The sequence below is a fragment of the Paenibacillus sp. BR2-3 genome (assembly GCF_046529485.1).
Lineage (GTDB): Bacteria > Bacillota > Bacilli > Paenibacillales > Paenibacillaceae > Paenibacillus_AQ.
Window position 1 is genome coordinate 2,270,802 of sequence record NZ_CP126311.1, and the last position, 21,723, is coordinate 2,292,524.

The 21,723-nt window shown below is 49.0% G+C and carries 24 protein-coding genes; all 24 read left to right on the top strand.

Going from position 1 to position 21,723, the window contains the following annotated elements:
* The first annotated feature begins 102 nt into the window (after nt 1-102).
* The 24 genes from PaeBR_RS10825 to PaeBR_RS10940 all read left to right on the top strand — a co-directional run bounded on the left by PaeBR_RS10825 (nt 103) and on the right by PaeBR_RS10940 (nt 21,665).
* On the top strand, nt 103-264 hold the full coding sequence (locus PaeBR_RS10825) for a hypothetical protein (protein ID WP_410514810.1): 162 nt from the start codon (nt 103-105) through the stop codon (nt 262-264).
* A gap of 186 nt (nt 265-450) precedes the next feature.
* Nucleotides 451-1,620 (top strand): chorismate synthase, encoded by a 1,170-nt coding sequence (gene aroC, locus PaeBR_RS10830; protein ID WP_410514811.1) that lies wholly within the window; start codon nt 451-453, stop codon nt 1,618-1,620.
* A 2-nt stretch (nt 1,621-1,622) separates the two neighbouring features.
* Entirely contained in the window at nt 1,623-2,726 is a 1,104-nt protein-coding gene (aroB, locus tag PaeBR_RS10835; RefSeq protein WP_410514812.1) for a 3-dehydroquinate synthase, read from the top strand.
* Nucleotides 2,720-3,094: a chorismate mutase gene (gene aroH, locus PaeBR_RS10840; protein ID WP_410514813.1), complete on the top strand. Its 375-nt coding sequence runs from the start codon at nt 2,720-2,722 to the stop codon at nt 3,092-3,094. The genes aroB and aroH overlap by 7 nt, the downstream gene beginning before the upstream one ends.
* A gap of 321 nt (nt 3,095-3,415) precedes the next feature.
* Complete coding sequence (gene trpE, locus PaeBR_RS10845; RefSeq protein ID WP_410514814.1) at nt 3,416-4,969, top strand: anthranilate synthase component I; 1,554 nt, start codon at nt 3,416-3,418, stop codon at nt 4,967-4,969.
* A gap of 58 nt (nt 4,970-5,027) precedes the next feature.
* The gene (gene trpD / locus PaeBR_RS10850; protein WP_410514815.1) at nt 5,028-6,068 is read left to right on the top strand and encodes an anthranilate phosphoribosyltransferase; all 1,041 of its coding nucleotides are present in this window, start codon (nt 5,028-5,030) and stop codon (nt 6,066-6,068) included.
* Nucleotides 6,058-6,888, top strand: coding sequence for an indole-3-glycerol phosphate synthase TrpC (trpC, locus tag PaeBR_RS10855; RefSeq protein ID WP_410514816.1), 831 nt, complete (start codon nt 6,058-6,060; stop codon nt 6,886-6,888). The genes trpD and trpC overlap by 11 nt, the downstream gene beginning before the upstream one ends.
* Entirely contained in the window at nt 6,881-7,561 is a 681-nt protein-coding gene (locus tag PaeBR_RS10860; protein ID WP_410514817.1) for a phosphoribosylanthranilate isomerase, read from the top strand. The genes trpC and PaeBR_RS10860 overlap by 8 nt, the downstream gene beginning before the upstream one ends.
* Nucleotides 7,558-8,754, top strand: coding sequence for a tryptophan synthase subunit beta (trpB, locus tag PaeBR_RS10865; RefSeq protein ID WP_410514818.1), 1,197 nt, complete (start codon nt 7,558-7,560; stop codon nt 8,752-8,754). Before PaeBR_RS10860 ends, trpB begins: the two co-directional genes overlap by 4 nt.
* The gene (trpA, locus tag PaeBR_RS10870; protein ID WP_410514819.1) at nt 8,754-9,581 is read left to right on the top strand and encodes a tryptophan synthase subunit alpha; all 828 of its coding nucleotides are present in this window, start codon (nt 8,754-8,756) and stop codon (nt 9,579-9,581) included. The genes trpB and trpA overlap by 1 nt, the downstream gene beginning before the upstream one ends.
* A 189-nt stretch (nt 9,582-9,770) precedes the next feature.
* The gene (hisC, locus tag PaeBR_RS10875) at nt 9,771-10,868 is read left to right on the top strand and encodes a histidinol-phosphate transaminase (protein WP_410514820.1); all 1,098 of its coding nucleotides are present in this window, start codon (nt 9,771-9,773) and stop codon (nt 10,866-10,868) included.
* 45 nt (nt 10,869-10,913) lie between these two features.
* Nucleotides 10,914-12,008 (top strand): prephenate dehydrogenase, encoded by a 1,095-nt coding sequence (locus PaeBR_RS10880; protein WP_410514821.1) that lies wholly within the window; start codon nt 10,914-10,916, stop codon nt 12,006-12,008.
* A gap of 173 nt (nt 12,009-12,181) precedes the next feature.
* Nucleotides 12,182-13,504, top strand: coding sequence for an IS4 family transposase (locus PaeBR_RS10885; protein WP_410511435.1), 1,323 nt, complete (start codon nt 12,182-12,184; stop codon nt 13,502-13,504).
* Between the two features lie 708 nt (nt 13,505-14,212).
* Entirely contained in the window at nt 14,213-14,800 is a 588-nt protein-coding gene (locus tag PaeBR_RS10890; protein WP_410514822.1) for an RNA polymerase sigma factor, read from the top strand.
* Between the two features lie 161 nt (nt 14,801-14,961).
* Nucleotides 14,962-15,399, top strand: a complete 438-nt coding sequence (locus PaeBR_RS10895) for an anti-sigma factor (RefSeq protein ID WP_410514823.1) — start codon at nt 14,962-14,964, stop codon at nt 15,397-15,399.
* A 140-nt stretch (nt 15,400-15,539) separates the two neighbouring features.
* Nucleotides 15,540-16,127, top strand: a complete 588-nt coding sequence (locus PaeBR_RS10900) for a histidine phosphatase family protein (RefSeq protein WP_410514824.1) — start codon at nt 15,540-15,542, stop codon at nt 16,125-16,127.
* 89 nt (nt 16,128-16,216) lie between these two features.
* Nucleotides 16,217-17,302, top strand: coding sequence for a hypothetical protein (locus tag PaeBR_RS10905; RefSeq protein ID WP_410514825.1), 1,086 nt, complete (start codon nt 16,217-16,219; stop codon nt 17,300-17,302).
* Between the two features lie 14 nt (nt 17,303-17,316).
* On the top strand, nt 17,317-17,823 hold the full coding sequence (locus PaeBR_RS10910) for a gamma carbonic anhydrase family protein (protein ID WP_410514826.1): 507 nt from the start codon (nt 17,317-17,319) through the stop codon (nt 17,821-17,823).
* Between the two features lie 20 nt (nt 17,824-17,843).
* Complete coding sequence (locus PaeBR_RS10915; protein ID WP_036657134.1) at nt 17,844-18,023, top strand: IDEAL domain-containing protein; 180 nt, start codon at nt 17,844-17,846, stop codon at nt 18,021-18,023.
* Between the two features lie 130 nt (nt 18,024-18,153).
* Entirely contained in the window at nt 18,154-18,585 is a 432-nt protein-coding gene (locus tag PaeBR_RS10920) for a DUF2487 family protein (RefSeq protein ID WP_410514827.1), read from the top strand.
* Between the two features lie 231 nt (nt 18,586-18,816).
* Complete coding sequence (locus tag PaeBR_RS10925) at nt 18,817-19,371, top strand: ubiquinol-cytochrome c reductase iron-sulfur subunit (RefSeq protein ID WP_410514828.1); 555 nt, start codon at nt 18,817-18,819, stop codon at nt 19,369-19,371.
* Nucleotides 19,372-19,373: 2 nt separating this feature from the next.
* Complete coding sequence (gene qcrB, locus PaeBR_RS10930) at nt 19,374-20,045, top strand: menaquinol-cytochrome c reductase cytochrome b subunit (RefSeq protein WP_410514829.1); 672 nt, start codon at nt 19,374-19,376, stop codon at nt 20,043-20,045.
* A gap of 36 nt (nt 20,046-20,081) precedes the next feature.
* The gene (locus tag PaeBR_RS10935; protein ID WP_410514830.1) at nt 20,082-20,954 is read left to right on the top strand and encodes a c-type cytochrome; all 873 of its coding nucleotides are present in this window, start codon (nt 20,082-20,084) and stop codon (nt 20,952-20,954) included.
* 93 nt (nt 20,955-21,047) lie between these two features.
* Nucleotides 21,048-21,665, top strand: coding sequence for a DUF1405 domain-containing protein (locus PaeBR_RS10940; protein WP_410514831.1), 618 nt, complete (start codon nt 21,048-21,050; stop codon nt 21,663-21,665).
* Nucleotides 21,666-21,723 lie beyond the last annotated feature (58 nt).

Consider the following 21,723-nt stretch of genomic DNA (forward strand, 5'->3'; position numbering starts at 1 on the left):
CAGGCCATCATCCGTACTCTTATTTCTACGTATACTTTCGCGTGTATAAACTGATACTGCATAGTAGGTTCAGCATGCCAAGCGAAAGGTCGTAAATACACAATGGACAAAAGCAAGGTTATTGCCGCATACAGGCGCGGATTCATTACGGTTCGCGAATGCGGGCAAATTCTCGGCGTGGAGGAAATGCAGTTGAAGCGTCTTCTGCAGCAGGAGGAGAACAAGCAGTCCTATCCTCCGCAAAGCCAGCCTATCGGGAGCTAATCCGAAACCAGAGTATTGCTTCTGAAGCAGCGTCGCCTTTACCCTTGGGGTAACAGGACGGCGCTTTTATTTTAGAAACAGCATGAATTCAGTTTTCTTGTCAAAGAGGTTTCCCTATACTATAATGAGCAAAGATATTAGGATTTTAGCGGTTTACAGTTTGAAAGTGTGAAGGGGGAACGCAGCATGAGTTTACGCTATTTGACGGCGGGGGAAACGCACGGCCCCCAGCTTACAGCCATTATTGAAGGTTTACCCAGCAATCTGATACTGAATTTTGAAGAGCTTAATTTTCAACTGCAGCGGCGTCAAAAAGGTTATGGACGAGGACGTCGTATGCAAATTGAGAAGGATACCGCACAAATTGTCGGCGGCGTGCGTCACGGCTTTACGACAGGTGCTCCAGTTGCTTTGGTGGTAGAGAACAAGGACTGGACACATTGGCAGAACATTATGAATATAGAACCGATTCCAGGCAGCGATGAAGAGAAACGGCGTGTAAACCGGCCGCGTCCCGGTCATGCGGATCTGAATGGCGGATTGAAATATAATCTGACGGATCTCCGCAATGTACTGGAGAGGTCCAGTGCGCGTGAAACAGCGGCCAGAGTAGCCTGCGGTGCTGTTGCGAGACAGCTGCTGGCAGCCTTTGGAGTCAAGATCGCAGGACAAGTTATTCGTATTGGCGAGATAGAAGCACCTGCAAATAATTTGCCAATAGATGAATTGATCGAGTTAACGGAACAGTCCTCTGTAAGAGTTGTAGATAAAGAGACGGAGCTTAAGATGGAGTCTTACATAGACAAGATCAAGGAGGAAGGCGATTCCATCGGTGGTATTGTGGAGTGCGTCGTCGAAGGTCTGCCGGTAGGACTTGGCAGTCATGTACAATCTGACCGTAAGCTGGATGGAGCCATTGCTGGAGCTGTTATGTCGATTAACGCCTTTAAGGGCGTAGAAATCGGAATCGGCTTTGAAGCCGGCAAGCTGAGGGGCTCACAGGTGCATGACGAAATTATGTATGACGCGGCGCAGGGATACTACCGGGCCAGTAATCGTCTGGGCGGCTTTGAAGGCGGTATGACGAACGGGATGCCGGTTGTAGTCCGCGGAGTAATGAAGCCGATTCCGACCTTGTACAAGCCGCTGAAGAGCGTGGATATTGATACCAAGGAACCTTTTACGGCGCAAGTGGAACGTTCCGATGCATGTGCTGTACCCGCAGCCTGTGTCGTGCTTGAGAATGCAGTTGCCTGGGAAATCGCCAAAGCCTTCCTGGACAAGTTCGGCGGGGATTCCCTGGAAGAGATTAAGGCTAACTACGACAATTATCTGCTGCAGCTGGAGAGCTACTGATTATGCGGAGTATAACAGTAGATTTGGGCGAACGTTCTTATCCCATTCATATCGGAAGCGGCCTTTTACAAAATATCGGTACACGGTGTGCCGAAGCCGGTTTTCCGGTTCGCAGTCCGCTGCTGCTCGTCAGTGACAGCTCGGTAGCCCCGCTCTATTTGCCGGCTTTGGAATCCCGGCTACGGGAACATGGCTATACGGTGATCAGTCACATCATACCTGCTGGTGAGGCTTCCAAATCGCTTGCAGTCTATGAAGAGATTATGACAACGGCCATTAAAGCCGGTCTGGACCGCAGTTCTGCTGTACTCGCATTGGGTGGCGGCGTTGTTGGCGATCTTGCTGGCTTTGTGGCTGCAACCTATATGCGCGGGATCGGATTTCTGCAAATGCCTACAACCATTCTTGCGCATGACAGCAGCGTAGGCGGTAAGGTCGCAGTTAATCATCCTCTCGCCAAAAATATGATCGGTGCATTTTACCAGCCTTCAATGGTCCTGTACGATCTGGATACGTTAAGCACTCTTCCTCCGCGTCAGGTAGCCTCCGGGCTGGCGGAAGTCGTGAAGCACGGTCTGATTGTGGACCGCGAATTTGCATACTGGTGCCGGGCACATGCTTCGGAGCTGCTGGCTCTTGATCCTGAAGCACTGGGCCATGCGCTGGAGCGCGGCTGTGCAATCAAGGCTGATGTAATTGCTGTTGATGAGCGGGAACAGGGCCTTCGGGCGATTCTGAATCTTGGGCATACGATCGGCCACGCCATTGAGGCGGTAGGCGGTTACGGTGTATTTCTGCATGGTGAGGCGATTTCTATCGGTATGGCAGGTGCTGCGTTGCTGGCTGCCAAGCTGGGCAAGGATAAGTCCATTTATGAGGAAACGGTATCGATGCTGACCGCTCTCTCTCTTCCGGTGACTCTCCCCTCCCAATACGGGGAGGATGAGCTGATGGAGGCTATGATGCATGACAAGAAATTCAAGGAAGGCAAAATGACGTTCGTTGTGCCGGATTCCATAGGCTCCGTAAGTATAGTCAATGATGTGCCGGAGTCCGCTGTTCGTGAGGTTCTTGCACAGCTTAAGAAGGAGGGAAGCCCGTGGTAAACCGGGGAATTCGCGGAGCGACGACCGTTGCCCGCAATGAGGAAACGGAGATTTTACATGAAACCGTTGTGCTGCTGCGGGAAATTGTAGAGCGTAATCATGTTATTGCTGAAGATATTTGCAGTGTGTGGATCACGATGACTGCTGATCTGGACGCCACGTTTCCGGCGCGGGCAATCCGCGAGATAGAGGGCTGGGAAATGGTGCCGCTAATGTGTTCTACGGAAATCCCGGTCAAGGGCAGTCTTCCGCAATGCATACGGTTGATGGTACAGGTTAACACAGACAAGAGCCAGCGGGAAATCCGGCATGTATATCTGAACGAAGCGCAGAAGCTGCGTCCTGACTTATCCCAAAACAAATCATAAACCGAAGCTCGGGGTTGTCAATGGCTGTCAGCATCATGTATAGTGTAATTAGACGAGTGAAGTTGAGTTTAGTTGAGATGAGTATAGATGAGCAGAGTGCACAAGGATTTTTAAGTATAATCGGCTATCGTTTTTTACAGTGTCTGTCTTTTAAGATACGCTGGAGTTTTTTTGTTATATCGGCGTATTCCGATTTGGGCGTAACTGTAGGGTGCGTTACCGGTCCTATGCTCTTTTTCAGATACTTACTTACATAAACCTCTACTTCGGTGGAGGTTTTTCTGTTTTTTGAACCCTAATACATCTTCAAGGAGGCCCCAAATGACAAACCCCAGTGTTGAAGAAGCGGTATCCATGTCAAGACAATATAATCTGATCCCTGTGGTGAAACGGCTGCTCGCCGATATGGAGACGCCTATCCGCATATTCCAGCGTTTTGCAGGACGCGACCGCGCTTTCTTGCTTGAAAGTGTGGAGGGAGGCATTCAGTGGGCCCGGTATTCCTTCATTGGCAGTGATCCGTTTCTGATGATTTCCGGTAAAAAGGGTGTCATAAACGTAGAGTGCGGCGGCGAAAAGAAGCAGCTTCAGGGTAAGCCGATTGAAGAACTAAAGGCACTGCTTCGTTCGTACCGCAGTCCGAAGCTGGATGAAATGCCGCCTTTTACGGGTGGAGCCATTGGATTTTTCGGATACGATCTATTGCAATATTACGAAAAACTGCCTGCACATGCCAACGATGATCTCCATATGGATGACATCCGCTTTATGTTCTGTGACCGTATCATCGTGTTCGATCATGTGAAGCAGCAAATTCTGCTTGTAGGCAACCTGCATATTAAGGACGGTGACACCGACTCCGATATCAGAGCGAATTACGAGGAGCTTAGCGGCAAGCTGGAGATTATGGCGGAAGAGCTGCAAAAGGAAGGACCGAAGGAGAATGTCAACCGTCGCAGTATCCCGAAGGATATCGAGCTTGGGGACATCAAGTCCAACCTTACCAAGGAACAATATATAGGGAATGTGGAGCAGGCAAAAGAGTATATTCGCGCCGGGGATATTTTTCAGGTGGTGTTATCCCAGCGGTTCCACATCGAGACAGAAGTTTCGCCGCTCCATGTTTACCGGATGCTGCGTACGCTTAATCCTTCACCTTACATGTATTATTTAAAAATGGATGATGAGATTATTGTAGGCACTTCACCGGAGGCACTTGTCAAGGTGGATGGAGACCGGCTCGAGACCCGGCCGATTGCAGGTACGCGTCCGCGTGGCGAGAATGAAGCTTTGGATCGTGCGCTTGCTGCCGAACTGCTGGAGGATGAGAAAGAGAGGGCAGAACATTTGATGCTGGTCGATCTCGGCCGCAATGATCTGGGGCGTGTGTCCAAGTTCGGAACGGTAAAATGTGATTCTTTTATGGAAATCGAAAGATATTCACATGTCATGCATATGGTATCCAACGTTTCAGGGACTCTGCGTGAAGACAAGGATTTCTTCGATGCCTTCCTCTCTTGCCTTCCTGCAGGGACCGTCTCAGGTGCACCGAAGCTGCGGGCCATGGAGATTATAGCGGAGTTGGAGAAGGAAGCTAGAGGAGCCTACGCCGGAGCGATTGGTTATCTCGGGTTTTCCGGTAACATGGATTCATGTATTACGATTCGTACGATTATTTTCCGCAAAGGACGTGCTTATGTCCAGGCAGGAGCGGGGATTGTCTGGGACTCTGTTCCGGAGAAAGAATATGAGGAGACTGTCAACAAGGCCAAAGGTATGCTGAAAGCAATTCGGATGGCGGAAGCGATGTTCCCTCCTGCGGCGAAAGAGACTGAGGTAATCAACCAGGATTATTTATACGAATACACACCCTGATAAGGGTCTGAAAGATATTGAACAAGTTATTTTCATAATGGCTGGGAGGAAGAGAGAGATGGAAGCAATGGAAATCATGCAGGCTGGAATCAGAGGCCTGATTGAAGGCAAGAACCTGTCGAGAACTCAGGCCAAGGAGATTATGGGCGCTATTATGGAAGGGAATGCGACACCTGCGCAAATCGGCTCTCTGTTGACAGCGCTGCGGATCAAAGGGGAAACGGTAGATGAAATTACCGGCTTTGCGGAGGCAATGCGCGGATTCGGAACACATGTGGTAACCGAGAGCACCCGTCTGCTGGATACCTGCGGCACAGGAGGTTCAGGCATCCATAAGTTCAATATTTCCACAGCTTCAGCGATTATCTCCTCTGCGGCTTCGGTGCGTGTGGCCAAACACGGCAACCGTTCAGCTTCTGGCAAAGCGGGCAGCGCCGATGTCCTGGAGGCGCTCGGAGTCAACATACACCTGAACGCTGAACAGGCGCGGCAATGTCTGGACAGTATTGGGATTTGCTTTCTTTTTGCGCAAATCTATCACCCCTCCATGCGCCATGCGGCCGCGCCGCGCCGCGAGCTTGGGGTTCGGACGGTCTTCAATATGCTTGGGCCGCTTACAAATCCCGCTGGAGCCGACCGTCAGCTCCTCGGAATCTATGACCGCAGCAAGACAGAGACCGTTGCAACTGTGCTGAAGGAGCTTGGCTCCAAGCGGGCAATGGTCGTAAGCAGTCTGGATGGACTGGACGAAATCAGCATTTCTGCTCCTACGCAGGTATCGGAACTGCGTGAAGGAATTGTGACTACCTATGAGGTGCTTCCCCACGATCTGGGACTTGAAAGCCATCCGCTGGAGACTGTTCTAGGGGGAGATGCCGCCGAGAATGCGGCTATCATCACCTCCGTGCTTCAAGGATCCATAAGCCCTTACCGGGATATTGTACTGGCGAATGCGGGAGCCTGCATTTATGTCGCCGGACTTGCCGATTCACTGGCCGGAGGCGTGGACACAGCGAAGGCGGTAGTAGATTCAGGCCAAGCATTAGCTAAGCTGAAACAGCTTGTAGCCGTGACGGAGGAGTTCAACTATGTATCTTGATAAAATCGTCTCCACCAAGATTAAAGAAGTAGAAGCTCTCAGTAAGTCATTTACCTTGGAAAAAGCAGAGCGTGATATAGCTGCCATGCCGGCAACACGAGGCTTTCGTGAAGCTCTTACGACACGGAGGAAGAGAGATCTCGGTCTCATCGCCGAAGTGAAAAAGGCATCACCCTCAAAAGGATTAATCCGTGCCGATTTCGATCCTGCTGCTATCGCCAGAGGATACGAGGCTGGTGGTGCGGATTGTCTGTCTGTGCTTACGGATGCCGACTACTTCCAGGGCAGTGGCGCTTATTTGCAGCAGGTTCGCGAAGCCGTGGGTCTTCCGCTCTTGCGCAAGGATTTTATTATTGATGAGAAGCAAATCTACGAGGCGCGTTTGCTGGGGGCCGACGCTGTGCTGCTGATTGCCGCGATTTTGACACCTGCTGTGCTGTCGGCCTTTACGGATACTGCCGCAAGTCTTGGGCTTGATGTGCTAATTGAGGTCCATGACCGCAGTGAACTGGAAGCGGTGCTGAGCACCGGAAAGGCAGTGCATAATCATGTGCTGCTGGGTATCAATAACCGTAATTTGCGTACTTTTGAAACCTCTTTGAACACTACGGCAGAGCTTGCGGCTCTCATACCCCAAGGTGTTCCTATCATTAGCGAGAGCGGAATAGCAGGACCTATGGATATTGAGTTTCTAAAAGGAACCCGTGCCGGGGGAGTGCTGGTGGGTGAGTATTTGATGCGGCAACCCAATGTGGAGGACGCTGTCAATGGATTATTGGGCCCTCTGCCTGAAGGAAGGGATCGGATCCGGAATGACTGAGACAATGGTAAAAATCTGTGGACTTCAGGACGTTGAAGTGCTAAAATCTATGGTAAACTTGCCTGTGGATTATATCGGATTTGTCTTTGCGCCGAGCCGCCGCAGAGTATCGGCGGATACAGCTGCGGTGCTGGTAGCCGAACTAGCGGGATGGAGGACTGGAGAGGTACCCAAGGCTGCTGGGGTTTTTGTTAATCCGGAAATCGCCGAATTGAGAGAGCTGCTCTCCACCGTATCGCTGGACGTGATTCAGCTCCATGGTGACGAAAGCCCGGGTTTTTGCCGCGAGGTACAGGAGGCTTTTCCTCAGGTTCAGGTATGGAAGGCGCTCTCCGTAATCGTTAATAAAGACGATAAGACTGGAAATAGTTACAATATAATCAATAGCTATGCCGGGACTGTAGATGCGCTGCTACTGGATACCTATGATCCCCAGCAGAGCGGCGGCTCCGGCCGTACGTTTGCCTGGGAGGAAATTCCGGCCTATCAAGAGCAGGCGGCAAGCCTTGGTCTACCGCTGTTTGTAGCCGGGGGACTTCATCCCGGAAATGTAGGAGAGCTGCTGGAAGGCTACTCACCGGATGGAGTGGATGTATCCAGCGGAGTGGAAACGGACGGCGTAAAGGATATTGCCAAAATGACAGCTTTTGTGGAAAGGGTGAAGCATTTATGATACAAGTACCAGATCAACATGGACGTTTTGGTGCTTTTGGAGGGCGCTTCGTGCCCGAAACTTTGATGAATGCACTGATTGAGCTGGAGGAAGCCTACCGTAAGTATTCCGGTGACCCCGCTTTTCAGAAAGAAATAGATTATCTCCTCAAGCAGTATTCCGGGCGGGAGACGCCGCTTTACTATGCAGAGCGTCTGAGCAAGCACCTTGGACAAGCCAAAATATATTTAAAGCGTGAAGATCTCAACCATACGGGCGCACATAAAATCAACAACGCCATCGGGCAGGGGATTCTGGCTAAAATGATGGGTAAAACAAAGGTAATCGCTGAGACAGGAGCTGGCCAGCACGGTGTTGCCACAGCTACTGTAGCTGCACTGCTCGGTATGGAATGCAAGGTGTTTATGGGCGAAGAGGACACCCGCCGCCAGGCGCTTAACGTATTCCGTATGAAGCTGCTCGGAGCTGAGGTTATCCCGGTTACGTCCGGTACTCGCACACTGAAAGACGCCGGCAATGAAGCACTCCGCTACTGGGTCAGCCATGTGGACGATACATTCTACGTGCTGGGCTCTGCGGTAGGGCCGCATCCGTATCCAATGATGGTCCGTAATTTTCAGCGGATTATTGGAGACGAAACACGGCGCCAGATTCTGGAGGCTGAAGGACGTCTGCCGGATCTGCTCGTGGCTGCCGTAGGCGGCGGTAGTAATGCCATCGGGATGTTCTATCCTTTTGTTGGGGATGAGAGTGTGGGGATGATCGGCGTGGAAGCGGCTGGGAGAGGCGTTGATACCCCTTTCCATGCTGCTACTATGAGCAAGGGAAGCCACGGTGTGTTCCAAGGCTCAATGAGTTATCTTCTGCAGGATGAGCACGGGCAAGTCCAAGAAGCTCATTCCATATCGGCGGGTCTGGATTATCCGGGTGTGGGTCCCGAGCATTCCTATTTGAAAGATATAAAACGGGCTCAATATGTTCCTGTTACGGACGCTGAAGCCCTGGAAGCATTAAAACTTCTGTGTTTAACCGAAGGAATCATCCCTGCTCTTGAATCGGCTCATGCTATTGCACATGTAGCCAAGATTGCTCCAGGCTTGACTAAGGACGATATTGTAGTTATCTGTCTGTCGGGCCGAGGAGATAAAGACGTTGAATCCATCTTGGCCTACACGGAAGGGGCGGAAAAGTAATGACAACCGATACAACGAATCGTATGGATGTGGCTTTCCGGCAGCTTAAGGAGCAGGGACGGGCGGCACTGATTCCTTTCCTGACGGTAGGCGATCCTGATCTGGAAACTACACTTGCTATTATCAAGGAGCTTGAAGCGGCTGGAGCTGACATGCTCGAGCTGGGCGTTCCTTATTCGGATCCGCTTGCGGACGGGCCTGTTATACAGCGCGCTTCCGCACGTGCGCTGAAGGGAAGCATTCATGTGCGAACCTGTATGGAGACTGCGCTCAAGGCTCGTCAAGCCGGAAGTGAGCTGCCTTTCATTCTCTTCACTTATTACAACCCGGTCCTGCAGATGGGGTTGGATACTTTCTTCGCAGAGCTGAATAATCATGAGATTAGCGGTCTTATTATACCGGACCTCCCTGTAGAGGAATCAGAGGATATGCGCAGCCGCAGCCGCGAAGCCGGAGTGAACCTCATTCCGTTGGTAGCTCCAACTTCCAGTGAACGTATCGCCAAGATTGTATCCGGCGCGAGCGGGTTCGTATACTGCGTTTCCTCATTAGGCGTGACTGGAGAAAGAGCTTCTTTTCACGTTGGGGTGGATGAATTCATCAACTCTGTTCGTCAAGCGACAGATTTGCCGGTGGCGGTTGGCTTTGGTATTTCTACTGGAGAACAGGTTGCCCGTTTTGCGAGCATTTGCGATGGTGTGGTTGTCGGCAGCGCCATTGTCCGCAAAGTTGAGGACGTCATACCGCTGCTGGACAATCCCGATACGCGAAGCGAGGGTCTTTTGCAAATCCGTGAGTTTGTGGCACAATTAAGACCATCGAAGTAAATGGCTATCCGGACCGCCTTTAGCGGAAGTTTATTCTTGCATGATCAGGAAGCTGATTCAGGAAGTTTATATTTTCTGATATTATTAAGAAATAACAGGAATTTTTCCTGTTAATTGAGACGTGATGATTCTACGGAGAACGGCCAGTCTCGAATAAGCATTTAATTACTGACGGAGAGAGGGCTTTTAATGAATCCAAAACCTAATATCGTGAATTTGCCTGTCTACAAGCCGGGCAAGCCTATCGAAGAAGTGAAGAGAGAGCTGGGCTTAAGTGAAGTGATCAAGCTGGCTTCCAATGAGAATCCGTACGGATCATCCCCGAGCGCCAGAGCTGCTATTGTAGCAGAGCTGGACAATCTCAGCGTTTATCCCGATGGCTCTGCTGCTGAACTGACTTCAGCGTTGGCCGGTCATCTTGGGGTGAAGAATGACAATATTATTTTTGGATGCGGCTCAGACGAGATCATTGCGCTTATTGCCCGGGCTTTTTTTCTGCCTGGCGATGAGACGATCATGGCTGACCAGACCTTCTCTGTCTATAAGAGCAACGCCGACATCGAAGGTGCCGTAACTATTGAGGTGCCGTTGGCTTCGGGAACACATGACCTTGATGCGATGCTGGCCTGTGTCTCTGACCGGACCAAAGTCATTTGGGTCTGCAATCCCAACAACCCCACAGGGACAATCGTGGGGGAAGAAGCTTTAACGACTTTTCTGGACTCGGTACCAAACCATGTTATGGTCGTGCTGGACGAAGCCTATGCTGAGTATGTAACGGATCTCTCTTACTCTAACGGAATCCAGCTGCTGGAGCGTTATTCCAACCTTGTTGTTCTGCGCACATTTTCCAAAATTTATGGTTTGGCGGCGCTTCGAATTGGATACGGTGTCGCTAGTCCAGAAATCATTAAGCTGATCAATCAAGTGCGTGAACCGTTCAATACTTCCCGTCTGGCTCAGGCAGCAGCTTTGGCAGCTTTAGGGGACCAGGATTATGTACAGGAATGCCGTCGGCTTAATAGTGCGGGAATTATTCAGCTGCAGAGGGAATTTAAGCGGCTCGGTCTGGAATCTTTTCCGGCACATGGAAATTTCATTATGGTTGATGTCCGCAAGTCTGCGGTTGATGTATTCGATTCCTTATTGCGCAAGGGAGTCATTGTGAGAGCGGGACATCGTCTGTACCCTTCTTATATCCGAGTCACAGTCGGCTCTACGGAGCAGAATATAGCATTTGTTACGGCTTTGGAGCAGGTGCTTAGCGAGCAAGGGGTAAGAGCATAATTGCACAGAGAATAGAAAATATAGAAGGCGGGTAGTTCAAAGAACATGACGACAAAAATAGCAATATTCGGTGTCGGTCTGATCGGCGGCTCTCTGGCCCTTTGCTTCAAAGGCAAGGAGGGTCTGTATGTTGTAGGCCATGCCCATCGCCCTGAATCAGCAGCCAAGTATGTCAGCAGGGGTGTCGTTGACAGTGCCACACTTTCGTTTGAAGAGGCGGCGCTGGATGCCGACTACATTTTTTTGTGCGTACCAGTAGGAATGCTGGAGAGCTATTTGCAGAAATTAAGCGTACTTCCGCTCAAACCCGGCTGTATTATTACTGATGTAGGGAGCACGAAGGCAACCATTGCAGCATGCGCTGTCTCCCTGGATCTTCCTGGTGTCCATTTTATAGGTGGACATCCGATGGCAGGATCGGAGCGCTCGGGAGTGGAGGCAGCTTCTTCGCTGCTGTTCGAGAATGCTTATTATGTATTGACGCCACCGCCTGGAGTCCCGGAACAGGCCTACCGTTCCCTGGAGTCCTTGCTACTACATACCAGAGCGCAGATCGTCCGTCTGGATCCGGAACGCCATGATGAAATCGTTGGCGCGATCAGCCATTTACCGCATGTTATTGCGGTTGCGCTCGTGAATCAGATTCATGCCTATGATGACACGGACTCATTGTACAGTACGCTTGCCGCTGGAGGCTTCCGTGACATCACGCGGATTGCTTCCAGTGATCCCGTAATCTGGCGAGATATTTTATTGAATAACCGGTTGGTCATGCTGAAGCTGCTGAAGGACTGGAATCAGGAGGTTTCTTCTTTTGTTCATCTGCTGGAGTCAGAGGATGGAGCGGGCATAGAAGAAGCATTTGATGAGGCGAACGGGTTCCGCAGCCAACTGCCTGAACGGCGGAAAGGCATGATTGCCCCGTTGTTCGACCTGCACATTGATGTGCCTGACCATCCGGGTATTATTGGGCGAATAGCCACGGAGCTTGGAGATCAGGGCATCAACCTTAGCAACATACAGATTATTGAGAGCCGGGAGGACGTTCCGGGTATTATGCGTCTATCCTTTCGCCAGGAGAGTGACATGGAGCGGGCCAAAATTCTGCTGCAGCATAATGATTATTTGGTATATGTCTAAAAAGCCGGGGCCTGCGCCCAATGTCATTAAGTTAAGGCGCAAGGCCAAAAATCAAGAAAAAGAGTAGGTTATCGAAAAGATAGCCCGCTCTTTTTTTTGCACTAAAAAAAGAACTTGACAAGCAGATGGAAATGTGTGGCGAAGCCCCTTGAAAAAACGAGGAGGTTACGCCAATGGATGAGTACGCGATCTCGCTAAAAAAAACGCTGACATCCCTCATACGAAAAATGTCAGCCGCACCCGCTCCTTTTGTCAAAAACCCTGAAAAAGATTTTACCCGAAAGAAAAAGCTGCCCTTTGAAACGGTCATGCAACTCCTGATTTCCATGGGAGGAAACAGCCTTTACAAGGAACTCTTGGAATCGCAGGGCTATGACGTAAACACCGCAACCACTTCTGCTTTTGTCCAACAGAGGAATAAAATCCTGCCGTCTGCTGTGGAATTCTTGTTTCACGAATTTACGCAATCCTATACGGATATCAAGGACTACCGAGGGTATCGATTACTTGCCATTGACGGTTCGGATTTGCATATCGCAACCGACCGGGCGGACACGGATACCTATTTCCAAAGTCAACCGAACACGAAAGGCTACAACCTTCTGCATTTGAATGCAGCCTATGACTTATGCAACAGACTTTACGTGGATGCCATTATTCAGCCACGGAGGTTGTGCAACGAGGGAAGGGCGCTGGCTGCCATGGTTGACCGTTCCCCCATTCAAGGCAAAACCATTGTTACTGCCGATAGGGGTTATGAAAGTTACAACAATTTCGCGCATATGGAACGCAAAGGGTGGAGCTATGTCATACGGGTTAAGGATTTGGATTCGAATGGCATTCTTTCGGGCTTGCATCTGCCCTCTGGCGGAGCGTTTGATATGGACGTTCATCTGACACTCACCAAAAAACAAACCAAAGAGGTCAAGGCTCATCCTGAGATGTACAAGTTCGTCCCTTCCACGTCTACCTTTGATTTTTTAGATTTGCACGAGAACTTGTTTTACCCGATTTCCTTTCGGGTTGTCCGTTTCGTCCTGCCGGGTGGCGCTTATGAAACCGTCATTACGAATCTTTCTGCCGCTGATTTCCCACCCGATGAAATCAAGTCCATTTATAACATGCGATGGGGCATTGAAACCTCTTTCCGGGCATTGAAATACACCGTCGGCCTGACGAATTTTCACGCAAAGAGACAAGAGTCCATCACCCAAGAGATTTTTGCAAGAATGATCCTGTACAATTTCGCTGAAATGATGACCTCGCACGTCGTCATTTCCCAAATGGATAAACGGCACCCCTACCAAGTCAACTTCACGGTTGCCGTTCACGTTTGTAGACATTTCCTGCGCTCACGGGACGATGAACCCCCGCCCGATGTAGAAGCACTGATTCGCAAGAACATTTTGCCGATTCGACCCATTCGCCCAGGGCAGAAGAATACGCGCAAAATCCGCTGGAAATCAGTCGTTAGCTTCGTCTACAGAGTAGCATAATTCGTTTCGTATGAACATTTTTTTAAGCGGATATTCCGTCCGCTTGTTTGCTGTGCGCTTTTTTCTTGCTTGCACCAAAAAAACAAACGGCACAGGGCTTTTTCCCATGCCGTTTCGGATTCCATTTTTATTCCCAGTCTTATCTTTGAGCTTATCTTAATGACATTGGGCCTGCGCCCCGGCTTTTTTGTAGGCAGTTCTAAAAATAGACAAAAAAAAGACCGCTTACAAAAGCGGCCTTTGCTCATTAAGAGCAGCAGTTTTGGATAGGAGTGGAGAGAAACCATACTGTACTTTTATTATATGTATACGGTTACATTTTGTCAACACTTAATTCTTATTTAAATATTCTTGTTTACAGAGTGGGAAGGAATATATAAAAGAAGGAGAAATATATTAGTGTTATGTCCGAAATATTATGTAAAATAATGCTGAACATTCTATGCAAATCTACCAAACTGAGGTCTATTACTGAAATTTGCTAGGGAAGTGTGTTACAATAGAAAAGTATTTTTGCAGAATGTTATATTTTAGTATGTTTCAGCTGAAGCATGCCTGAATTATTGGGTATGTGAATATACATAGGAGTATTTTGTATGGAGCCAGACCCAATTGTACATGCACCGCAACTTTTCAAGCCCTGCCCGGTAATAACAATAAGGACCGGACGGGATAGACGTGTAAGGGCGAGGAGGGCCGAACCCCACCATGACTGATTCCCAGTTGATCCAGCTTATTAAACAAGGCGATACAGAACTTTATTCGGAATTAATGCGCAGGTACCAGCGCAAAATATTGGCATTTGTCTATCACATGCTCAAGAACTCCCATATGGAGCTTATTGCAGAGGATCTCTGCTCAGAGACGTTCTATAAGGCGTTCCGGAGCTTGCATTCCTTCCGTGAGGTCGATGCTTCCTTTTCCACTTGGCTGTATACGATCGCCCGCAATACTGTGCTTAGTGAGCTAAGAAAGCACCGTGCAGGCAATGTGTCGTTGGAAGAGAGTGGATACACACCTATAGCTCCGCTAGAGGTGGCTCCTGAGCAGGCTGCACTTCGCAAAGAACGGATGAATTTGGTTCGTGAAGCCATCAACAACCTTCCAGAGAAGCAGCGCTCGGCGCTGATCCTGCGTGAATACGATCAAATGGACTATCAGGAAATTGCTGTTATTTTGGACCAGAGTGTAAGCTCTGTAAAATCATTGTTGTTCCGCGCCAGGAGCAGCGTGAAGCTCCAGCTCGAATCCTATTTTTATGAGCCTGTACTAGAAGAGCAGGCTGAGAGGGTGTAAGGCCTATGAACTGCAGGGAAGCGCAGGAATATATTCCGCACTTGTGGGACGCTCCCCCCACTCATCCAAGGCGGATTTTACTGGAGAAGCATATTGCGAGCTGTCCTTATTGTGCAGCTGAATGGGAATTATGCCAGGAAAGCAGTCTGCTTATCCAAGACATGAAAGAACATATTAGTGAAGAGCGTGCTGAAGTTATAAATGTTAAAGTAATGGAGCGCATCTATCTCGAAAGTCCCTGGCTGCTGCCGGGTGACGGGAAATCGGCGGGCAATCCGGCTGTATTCCGGCGCAGGATCAGTCTTTGGATAGCTTGCTTCCTGGCGGTATTTCTTTGCAGCTTTCTATACTTTACGATGTTTAAGAATCCAGCTGACACTACAGTAGTGCAGAGCGGCATAGTGGATACAGGTGTTGCCGGATTATCTTTGGATTGGACGTCCTCTTATCCTGCAACAGCTTCTGACAGCGGAATTATTGAACCGTTCGTGGCCGGCATGGGGCCGTCTCACCCGGGATATTGGATGGTGCTGTCTATGCTCGGCATCGTTTTGTCAGTTATTTCTCTAAGTCGTTTGAACCGTTACCGCAGATCATAAAAGCCCTTTACAAATGTAAAGAGGCTTTTTTGTTTCTGAAAACTAGCACTTCATTGCACCCAATATGCTCTAAAAAGAAGACATTTGATTTCATCCGTGGTACATTAAGAAACAAAACATGAGAGAGGATAGGTGTGCAGATGTTGATTGGCTTAATACGCCATGGGCTGACCGATTGGAATGCTATAGGCAAAATACAGGGGCATAGCGATATCCCGTTAAACGATGAAGGCCGGATGCAGGCGGAAATGCTGGCAGAACGTCTCCTGCAAGAGGCCTACCGCTGGGATTATTGTATTACCAGCAACCTTTCTCGTGCAGAAGAGACGGGGAGTATTATTGCAGCCAGGCTGGGAATTCCGCTGCTGGACCCTGACGACCGGATCCGTGAACGTGCATACGGCCAGGTGGAAGGACTTACTGCTGAAGAGCGTGAACGCAAGTGGGGTAAGGATTGGAATCAACTGGATTTGGGACAAGAGAGTGACGGGCAGCTGCAATGCCGTGCACTTGCTTTTCTGGAGGACCTTGTGGTAAATTATCCGGACCGCAATGTGCTTATTGTGTCTCATGGGGGATTTTTGGCTCAGCTTTACAATGCGCTGTATAAGGATAAATATTCTGAACGGATCGGTAATTTGTCACTGACAATTCTGGAGAAAAAGGATCGGGAATGGAACCCGCTGCTGTACAATTGTTCCCGCCATATTCTGCAAAAGCAGCACTAACCCGACCTTTCGGGTTATTTTTTTTGCATATGGGGAATAAAAAGGGCTGTATTTCCCATAATGGTAGTAAAACGGTGAGGCGATAAAAGATGAATCTGGCGGATATGCTCACATACGCAGATATTGGGCAACTGACCGCTATAGCGGGCCGATACCACTGTGAATGCAAACGAAATTCCAAGCACGACCTGATTCAGAACATTTTGATCACGCTTGGAAGCAAAGAATTCATGAGGGATCATATCCGGGAGTGCTCTCCGGGGGATTTGCGATTCATGAACATATTATTGTTCGATGAACGAAGCTATTTCAGTCTGGAGGATTTGCTCGCCGCCGCACGGCAGGCGACGTTTGACGTCCCTGATGGCAGCAAGGGGAGTTACCGGGATATTGTTTCCCGATTTAAGAGCGGAGGCTGGATTTTTAGCGGTCCCTCCCAGCAAACCCGTTATTTGTTTCAGGTGCCTTTAGATTTGAAAGAGCGCTTCCGTGATCATATGGGGGAGAACCTGAGAGAGCGGATCACATACAGCAGCGAGCCTGAAATGTACAGGGATGAGGGTGATATGAGCGTTCGTGATCTATTATTGTTTCTGCGTTATGTAAGAGACAATGAGCCGGAGCTGAATCTGGAGGGGGCGCTGTATAAACGATTTCAACAGGGACTAATGAATGCCCTGCACATTCCTGAACCCCCACTTACCAAAGGAGGCTGGACCTTTGGATACGGCAGAGCCTTTGAGCACTATCCTCCAAGATTCGCTCTGTTATATGATTACGCCCGTCATCGCCGCTGGATTTCCGAGGATGGATTCCGTCTCAGGCTTACTCCGGCAGGGAATTCGGTACTCGATGAAGGAAAATGCGAAAGCCTGTTGCAGTTATACTCCTTTTGGTTAAGACTGTATAAAGGTGCTATTCCAAACCTCCCATCTCTTATTTACTGGATCAGCATCAGTGCAAGAGAATGGGTAACAGTCTCTTCCTTAGAGGAAGCAGTGGGTTGGCTGATCAAGCCGTTTTACTACGACGACGCCGGTTCGATTTTGGAAAAGCGCATATTGCGTATGATGCTGCATCTGGGAATGCTGCGGCTGGGTGAGACCTCAGAGGGACTGGTGTGCATGGTGACACCTTGGGGAGTGGAGGCGGCTCGTCAAAAGCAGATGCAGTAAGGGGGAGGGGAAGTATGCGGATTGCTTATGGGTCTTACATACCCCAGCTTGATAGCTCGGTTTATGTCGCTGAAGGAGCTAAGCTGGTCGGTGACGTGAAAGTGGGACGGAACTCGAGTATTTGGTTCAATGCTGTACTCCGTGGGGATCTGGCACCGGTTATTATCGGGGAACGCTGTAATATTCAGGACGGTGCCGTAGGCCATGTGGGCGAAGGTCTGCCGCTTATATTGGCGGACGATATATCCGTAGGGCATACAGCGATTATTCACGGCTGCAAAATAGGTAAAGGTACATTAATTGGAATGGGCGCAATTGTGTTGAACGGAGCCGAGATTGGTGAATATGCTTTAATAGGAGCAGGATCTATTGTAACCGAAAACAAAAGAATTCCTCCCTATACGCTCTCTCTCGGCTCCCCGGCCAAAGTTGTGCGTGAGTTGACCGAACAGGACTTGCTAAGGATGGCGCATACGACAGAGAGCTATGTGATGAAAGGTAAAGAATACGGAATAATTTAAACAGCGGAGGTGTATCTCGAATGGACAAAATGAAGGCTACCTATGAAGTGATGCTGGGTTTAGCGGCGGAAATGGTGTGGGACGAAGCGCTGCGCAAGCGCCGCAGCGACATCTTGTACCGGGAGATTGACACGGCGCTGGCTGCCGGGGACGAGGCTGCTTTCCGAAACCTGACAGAAGAACTGAAAAGCTTGGCATAAAAAAGTATAATGTTCTTTTGTACTTAGCTTGCGTTTATTGGAGAAACGGATTCTGTTCAAAAAAGGACGGAAGATCCGTTTCTTCGTGTTGTTATAGATTAGTTGATTATAGCAGGGGAGATGAGCAACATTGAAATTTAGTGATTTTGACTCCATGATGTGGGAGGAGAACAAACAGTTTTATGATACCTGCCTTATTCCATTTACGGGACTGACAGGAGCAGAAAGTCCTGTCGATGCAGTGGCAGCCTTGGAGAGATTGCGCGATTTCATGGATTATGTAGAAAAGCCTTTTCGGGGGCGTATTATAACCTATCCGGTTTTTCAATACACGGGTGATCTATCTTTACAGCTAATGAATGAGGTCTGCCGAAAAGTCAAATCCATAAATTTCCGGTATGCTGTGGTGCTGACTGCCGATTTGGAGATTAAGAAAGAAGATATTATTGAAAGCGATTTAGTTCTTTCTATGCACCAAATGAAGTCTCTTTCCCATACAGAAATACAGGCTATTCTATCTGAAAAAATACAAACACTATGGCAGCAAGGGGTTCCATTTTAAATGTGACTAAATAACGACAATTTCGAAGAGTGAACACTTTTTGGCTTGTCACAAAACGGACAATATTCTTGACGGTTTTCTGAAGCATAAGATATGATTAGGTTGAACTTATGTGTCGTGTGATTATTATCATTGAAAACGCATTATAAATGAATACGGATCTTCTTTAATGACATCTTTCAAGCAACACCGATAGGTGCTTTATACTTTGAAGAGGGGGTTATAAACAGTATGAGCAGCCATAATGAGCAACAAGAGACCTGGCCCAACCAACCACCCGGCCGCAAAGAGATGTCACGCAGACAATTTTTAACGTACACACTCGGCGGCGCCACCGCATTTATGGGAGCCGGCGCCATCCTCCCCATGGTCCGTTTCGCGGTAGATCCGATTCTACATAAGAAAGGCAAGGGGGATTTCATAAAGGTTGCAGAGACCAAAATCATTACCGACCAGCCGCAGGAGTTTAACTTTGAGCTTCAGCAGCAGGACGGATGGTATGCCAGTGCAGCTACACTTACAGCCTGGATTCGTAAAAATGAGCAGGGAGAAATTTATGCGCTTTCACCGATTTGCAAGCATCTGGGCTGCACGGTCGGCTGGAACAACAACAAGAGCACTCCCGATGAATACCATTGTCCTTGCCACGGGGCACGTTATACAAAGGCGGGTAAAAACCTGGCCGTAGCGCCCAAACCGCTGGATCAATACACTGTGAAAATCGAAAACGGGTGGGTTCTTTTGGGCGACATCATCCCGAATACCGAAGTCAACAAGGAGGCGTAGTGATGTTTAAAAATGTCTATAACTGGATTGACGAGCGTCTGGACATTACGCCAATTTGGAGAGACGTGGCCGATCATGAGGTTCCAGAGCATGTAAACCCGGCCCATCACTTTTCGGCGTTTGTGTATTGCTTCGGCGGACTTACGTTTTTTATAACCGTTATTCAAATTTTATCCGGCATGTTCCTGACGATGTATTATGTTCCCGATATCATGAATGCTTATGCCAGCGTTGAATATTTACAGACCAAGGTTGCCTTTGGGCAAATCGTCCGCGGGATGCATCACTGGGGCGCCAGTCTCGTTATTGTTATGATGTTTCTCCATACGATGCGCGTATTTTTTACCGGCTCGTATAAGGCGCCTCGTGAAATGAACTGGGTAGTAGGGATGCTGATCTTTTTTGTAATGCTGGGTCTGGGCTTGACCGGATATCTGCTTCCTTGGGACAACAAGGCCTACTTTGCAACCAAGGTTACGCTCGAAATTGCCAATTCTGTTCCTGTCATGGGTCCGGTATTAAAGGAACTGATGCAGGGCGGCACGATTGTAGGCGCTGAAACGCTGACCCGATTCTTTGCACTTCATGTATTTTTCCTCCCGGCGGTCCTGCTTATTCTGCTTGTAGGACACTTTATCATGATTCGCAAACAGGGTATTTCAGGTCCGCTATAAACGATCGCGAAGCAACTCTTAGAGAGGAGGAATACGATGGCACACGGAGACAATTCCAAAGAAAAGGTTGTATTTGTCGGCGATTCACGCGTACGCAGAGGCAGCGGATTTATTACACCTCCAGACTATAGTGCTTATCCGGGCAAATCTGAGGCCTTTATTCCTAATTTTCTGCTAAAAGAATGGATGGTTGGTGTAGTAGTTCTCGTCGGAATTATGGTGCTTACCATTTCAGAGCCAGCACCGCTGGGATTTCCCGCAACGGCAACGGCAACGGTAATACCGATCCCCGACTGGTATTTTCTATTCCTGTATCAATACTTGAAGCTGCCGTATGCTTCGGGGAGTTATATCGTTCTCGGAACACTCGGCGTTACAGGCGTAGCATTCGGTGCGCTTTTGCTGGCACCTTTTCTGGACACAGGCAGGGAACGCCGCTTCTATCGCAGACCGATCGCCTCATCTCTCATGTTCCTCTCCCTGGCAGCCATTATTTATCTTACGAATACCGCCTGGACGGAATATAAGCATGAGATGGCAGCTACCGGTCAAATTCCGGAGGATATCCAACGTGAGGAAAAGGCGGCGGAGAACAAAGCTAAGGGATTACCCACTTCCAGTGCTGTAAAGACTAATACAGTTGCTATTGTGGACAAGGATGATCCCGCCATGGGACTTTTTAAACAGGCTACCTGCATCTCCTGCCATGCAACCGATCTGAAGGGTGGTGCCGGCCCCTCGCTTAGAGGTGTAGGAGATGTTTACGACAAGGAAGGTATTCTTAGTATAATTAAAGAAGGCTATGGCGACATGCCCAAGATGTATGATGTTGCAATAAATGCGGGTCTGAGCGATCAGGATGTGGACGATCTTGCCGGTTGGCTTGCGAAACAAAAAAGCGAACAGTAAAATAGTATTATGTCGCAAAGTCTGATCGGTTATGCGGTCAGGCTTTAGTCTGTTAATTCGCAAAGCTGCACATTATGGAGGTCTGACCATTTTATGTTTGGAAAATCGAGTGGAAGAATACTTAAACACCGGGGAGTGCTGTGGCTGCTGTTCGCCGTTAACTTCCTCGGAACGATTTACGGTTACATATGGTACGGCAATCAACTGGAATTTACGGCGGCTAATTATCCGCTATGGCTGCTTCCGCTAGTTCCCGACAGCCCGACAGCAAGTCTCTTTTTTACGGCTGCACTTCTATTACTGCTCTATCCTCCAAAAAGCATCACTGGGTCAACCATTCGCAGTTTAGTGGAAGCGCTGGCCGTCATTACCTCTGTGAAATATGGAATTTGGGCAGTGAGCATAATAGCAGCAGGCGGTTATCAAGGCAATTATTTAAACTGGCAGGATTGGATGCTCATCATTTCCCACTCCGGCATGGCGGTGGAGGCTCTGCTCTACGCCCGATTCTTCTCCTATAGGAAACTGCTGCCTCTTGCCGTATTATGGACACTGCTGAACGATACCGTAGATTATTCTTTCGGTGTATATCCATGGCTGCCGTCTGTGCTGGAGGATGATGTTACCGGAGTCCAATTTTTCACGTTGGGTCTGACGTTATTCAGTGCAGCTGCCGCTTGGTTAACAAGTGGGCGCAAGCGCACCTGGTGACCCCGTTTCTATTAGGTCATAAGGTTCTAACCCTTGTCCTCCTGCCATAGTTATAAGG

What these genes read in the sequence shown, in the direction of transcription:
- aroC (WP_410514811.1), top strand. Translation starts at nt 451, where the DNA reads ATGAGTTTACGCTATTTGACGGCGGGGGAAACGCACGGCCCCCAGCTT.
- PaeBR_RS10935 (WP_410514830.1), top strand. Translation starts at nt 20,082, where the DNA reads ATGGCACACGGAGACAATTCCAAAGAAAAGGTTGTATTTGTCGGCGAT.
- hisC (WP_410514820.1), top strand. Translation starts at nt 9,771, where the DNA reads ATGAATCCAAAACCTAATATCGTGAATTTGCCTGTCTACAAGCCGGGC.
- PaeBR_RS10940 (WP_410514831.1), top strand. Translation starts at nt 21,048, where the DNA reads ATGTTTGGAAAATCGAGTGGAAGAATACTTAAACACCGGGGAGTGCTG.
- PaeBR_RS10915 (WP_036657134.1), top strand. Translation starts at nt 17,844, where the DNA reads ATGGACAAAATGAAGGCTACCTATGAAGTGATGCTGGGTTTAGCGGCG.
- PaeBR_RS10885 (WP_410511435.1), top strand. Translation starts at nt 12,182, where the DNA reads ATGGATGAGTACGCGATCTCGCTAAAAAAAACGCTGACATCCCTCATA.
- trpE (WP_410514814.1), top strand. Translation starts at nt 3,416, where the DNA reads ATGACAAACCCCAGTGTTGAAGAAGCGGTATCCATGTCAAGACAATAT.
- PaeBR_RS10900 (WP_410514824.1), top strand. Translation starts at nt 15,540, where the DNA reads ATGTTGATTGGCTTAATACGCCATGGGCTGACCGATTGGAATGCTATA.
- aroB (WP_410514812.1), top strand. Translation starts at nt 1,623, where the DNA reads ATGCGGAGTATAACAGTAGATTTGGGCGAACGTTCTTATCCCATTCAT.
- PaeBR_RS10860 (WP_410514817.1), top strand. Translation starts at nt 6,881, where the DNA reads ATGACTGAGACAATGGTAAAAATCTGTGGACTTCAGGACGTTGAAGTG.
- PaeBR_RS10925 (WP_410514828.1), top strand. Translation starts at nt 18,817, where the DNA reads ATGAGCAGCCATAATGAGCAACAAGAGACCTGGCCCAACCAACCACCC.
- PaeBR_RS10910 (WP_410514826.1), top strand. Translation starts at nt 17,317, where the DNA reads ATGCGGATTGCTTATGGGTCTTACATACCCCAGCTTGATAGCTCGGTT.
- PaeBR_RS10880 (WP_410514821.1), top strand. Translation starts at nt 10,914, where the DNA reads ATGACGACAAAAATAGCAATATTCGGTGTCGGTCTGATCGGCGGCTCT.
- trpD (WP_410514815.1), top strand. Translation starts at nt 5,028, where the DNA reads ATGGAAGCAATGGAAATCATGCAGGCTGGAATCAGAGGCCTGATTGAA.
- trpA (WP_410514819.1), top strand. Translation starts at nt 8,754, where the DNA reads ATGACAACCGATACAACGAATCGTATGGATGTGGCTTTCCGGCAGCTT.
- trpB (WP_410514818.1), top strand. Translation starts at nt 7,558, where the DNA reads ATGATACAAGTACCAGATCAACATGGACGTTTTGGTGCTTTTGGAGGG.
- PaeBR_RS10890 (WP_410514822.1), top strand. Translation starts at nt 14,213, where the DNA reads ATGACTGATTCCCAGTTGATCCAGCTTATTAAACAAGGCGATACAGAA.
- PaeBR_RS10825 (WP_410514810.1), top strand. Translation starts at nt 103, where the DNA reads ATGGACAAAAGCAAGGTTATTGCCGCATACAGGCGCGGATTCATTACG.
- PaeBR_RS10895 (WP_410514823.1), top strand. Translation starts at nt 14,962, where the DNA reads ATGAAAGAACATATTAGTGAAGAGCGTGCTGAAGTTATAAATGTTAAA.
- PaeBR_RS10905 (WP_410514825.1), top strand. Translation starts at nt 16,217, where the DNA reads ATGAATCTGGCGGATATGCTCACATACGCAGATATTGGGCAACTGACC.
- trpC (WP_410514816.1), top strand. Translation starts at nt 6,058, where the DNA reads ATGTATCTTGATAAAATCGTCTCCACCAAGATTAAAGAAGTAGAAGCT.
- qcrB (WP_410514829.1), top strand. Translation starts at nt 19,374, where the DNA reads ATGTTTAAAAATGTCTATAACTGGATTGACGAGCGTCTGGACATTACG.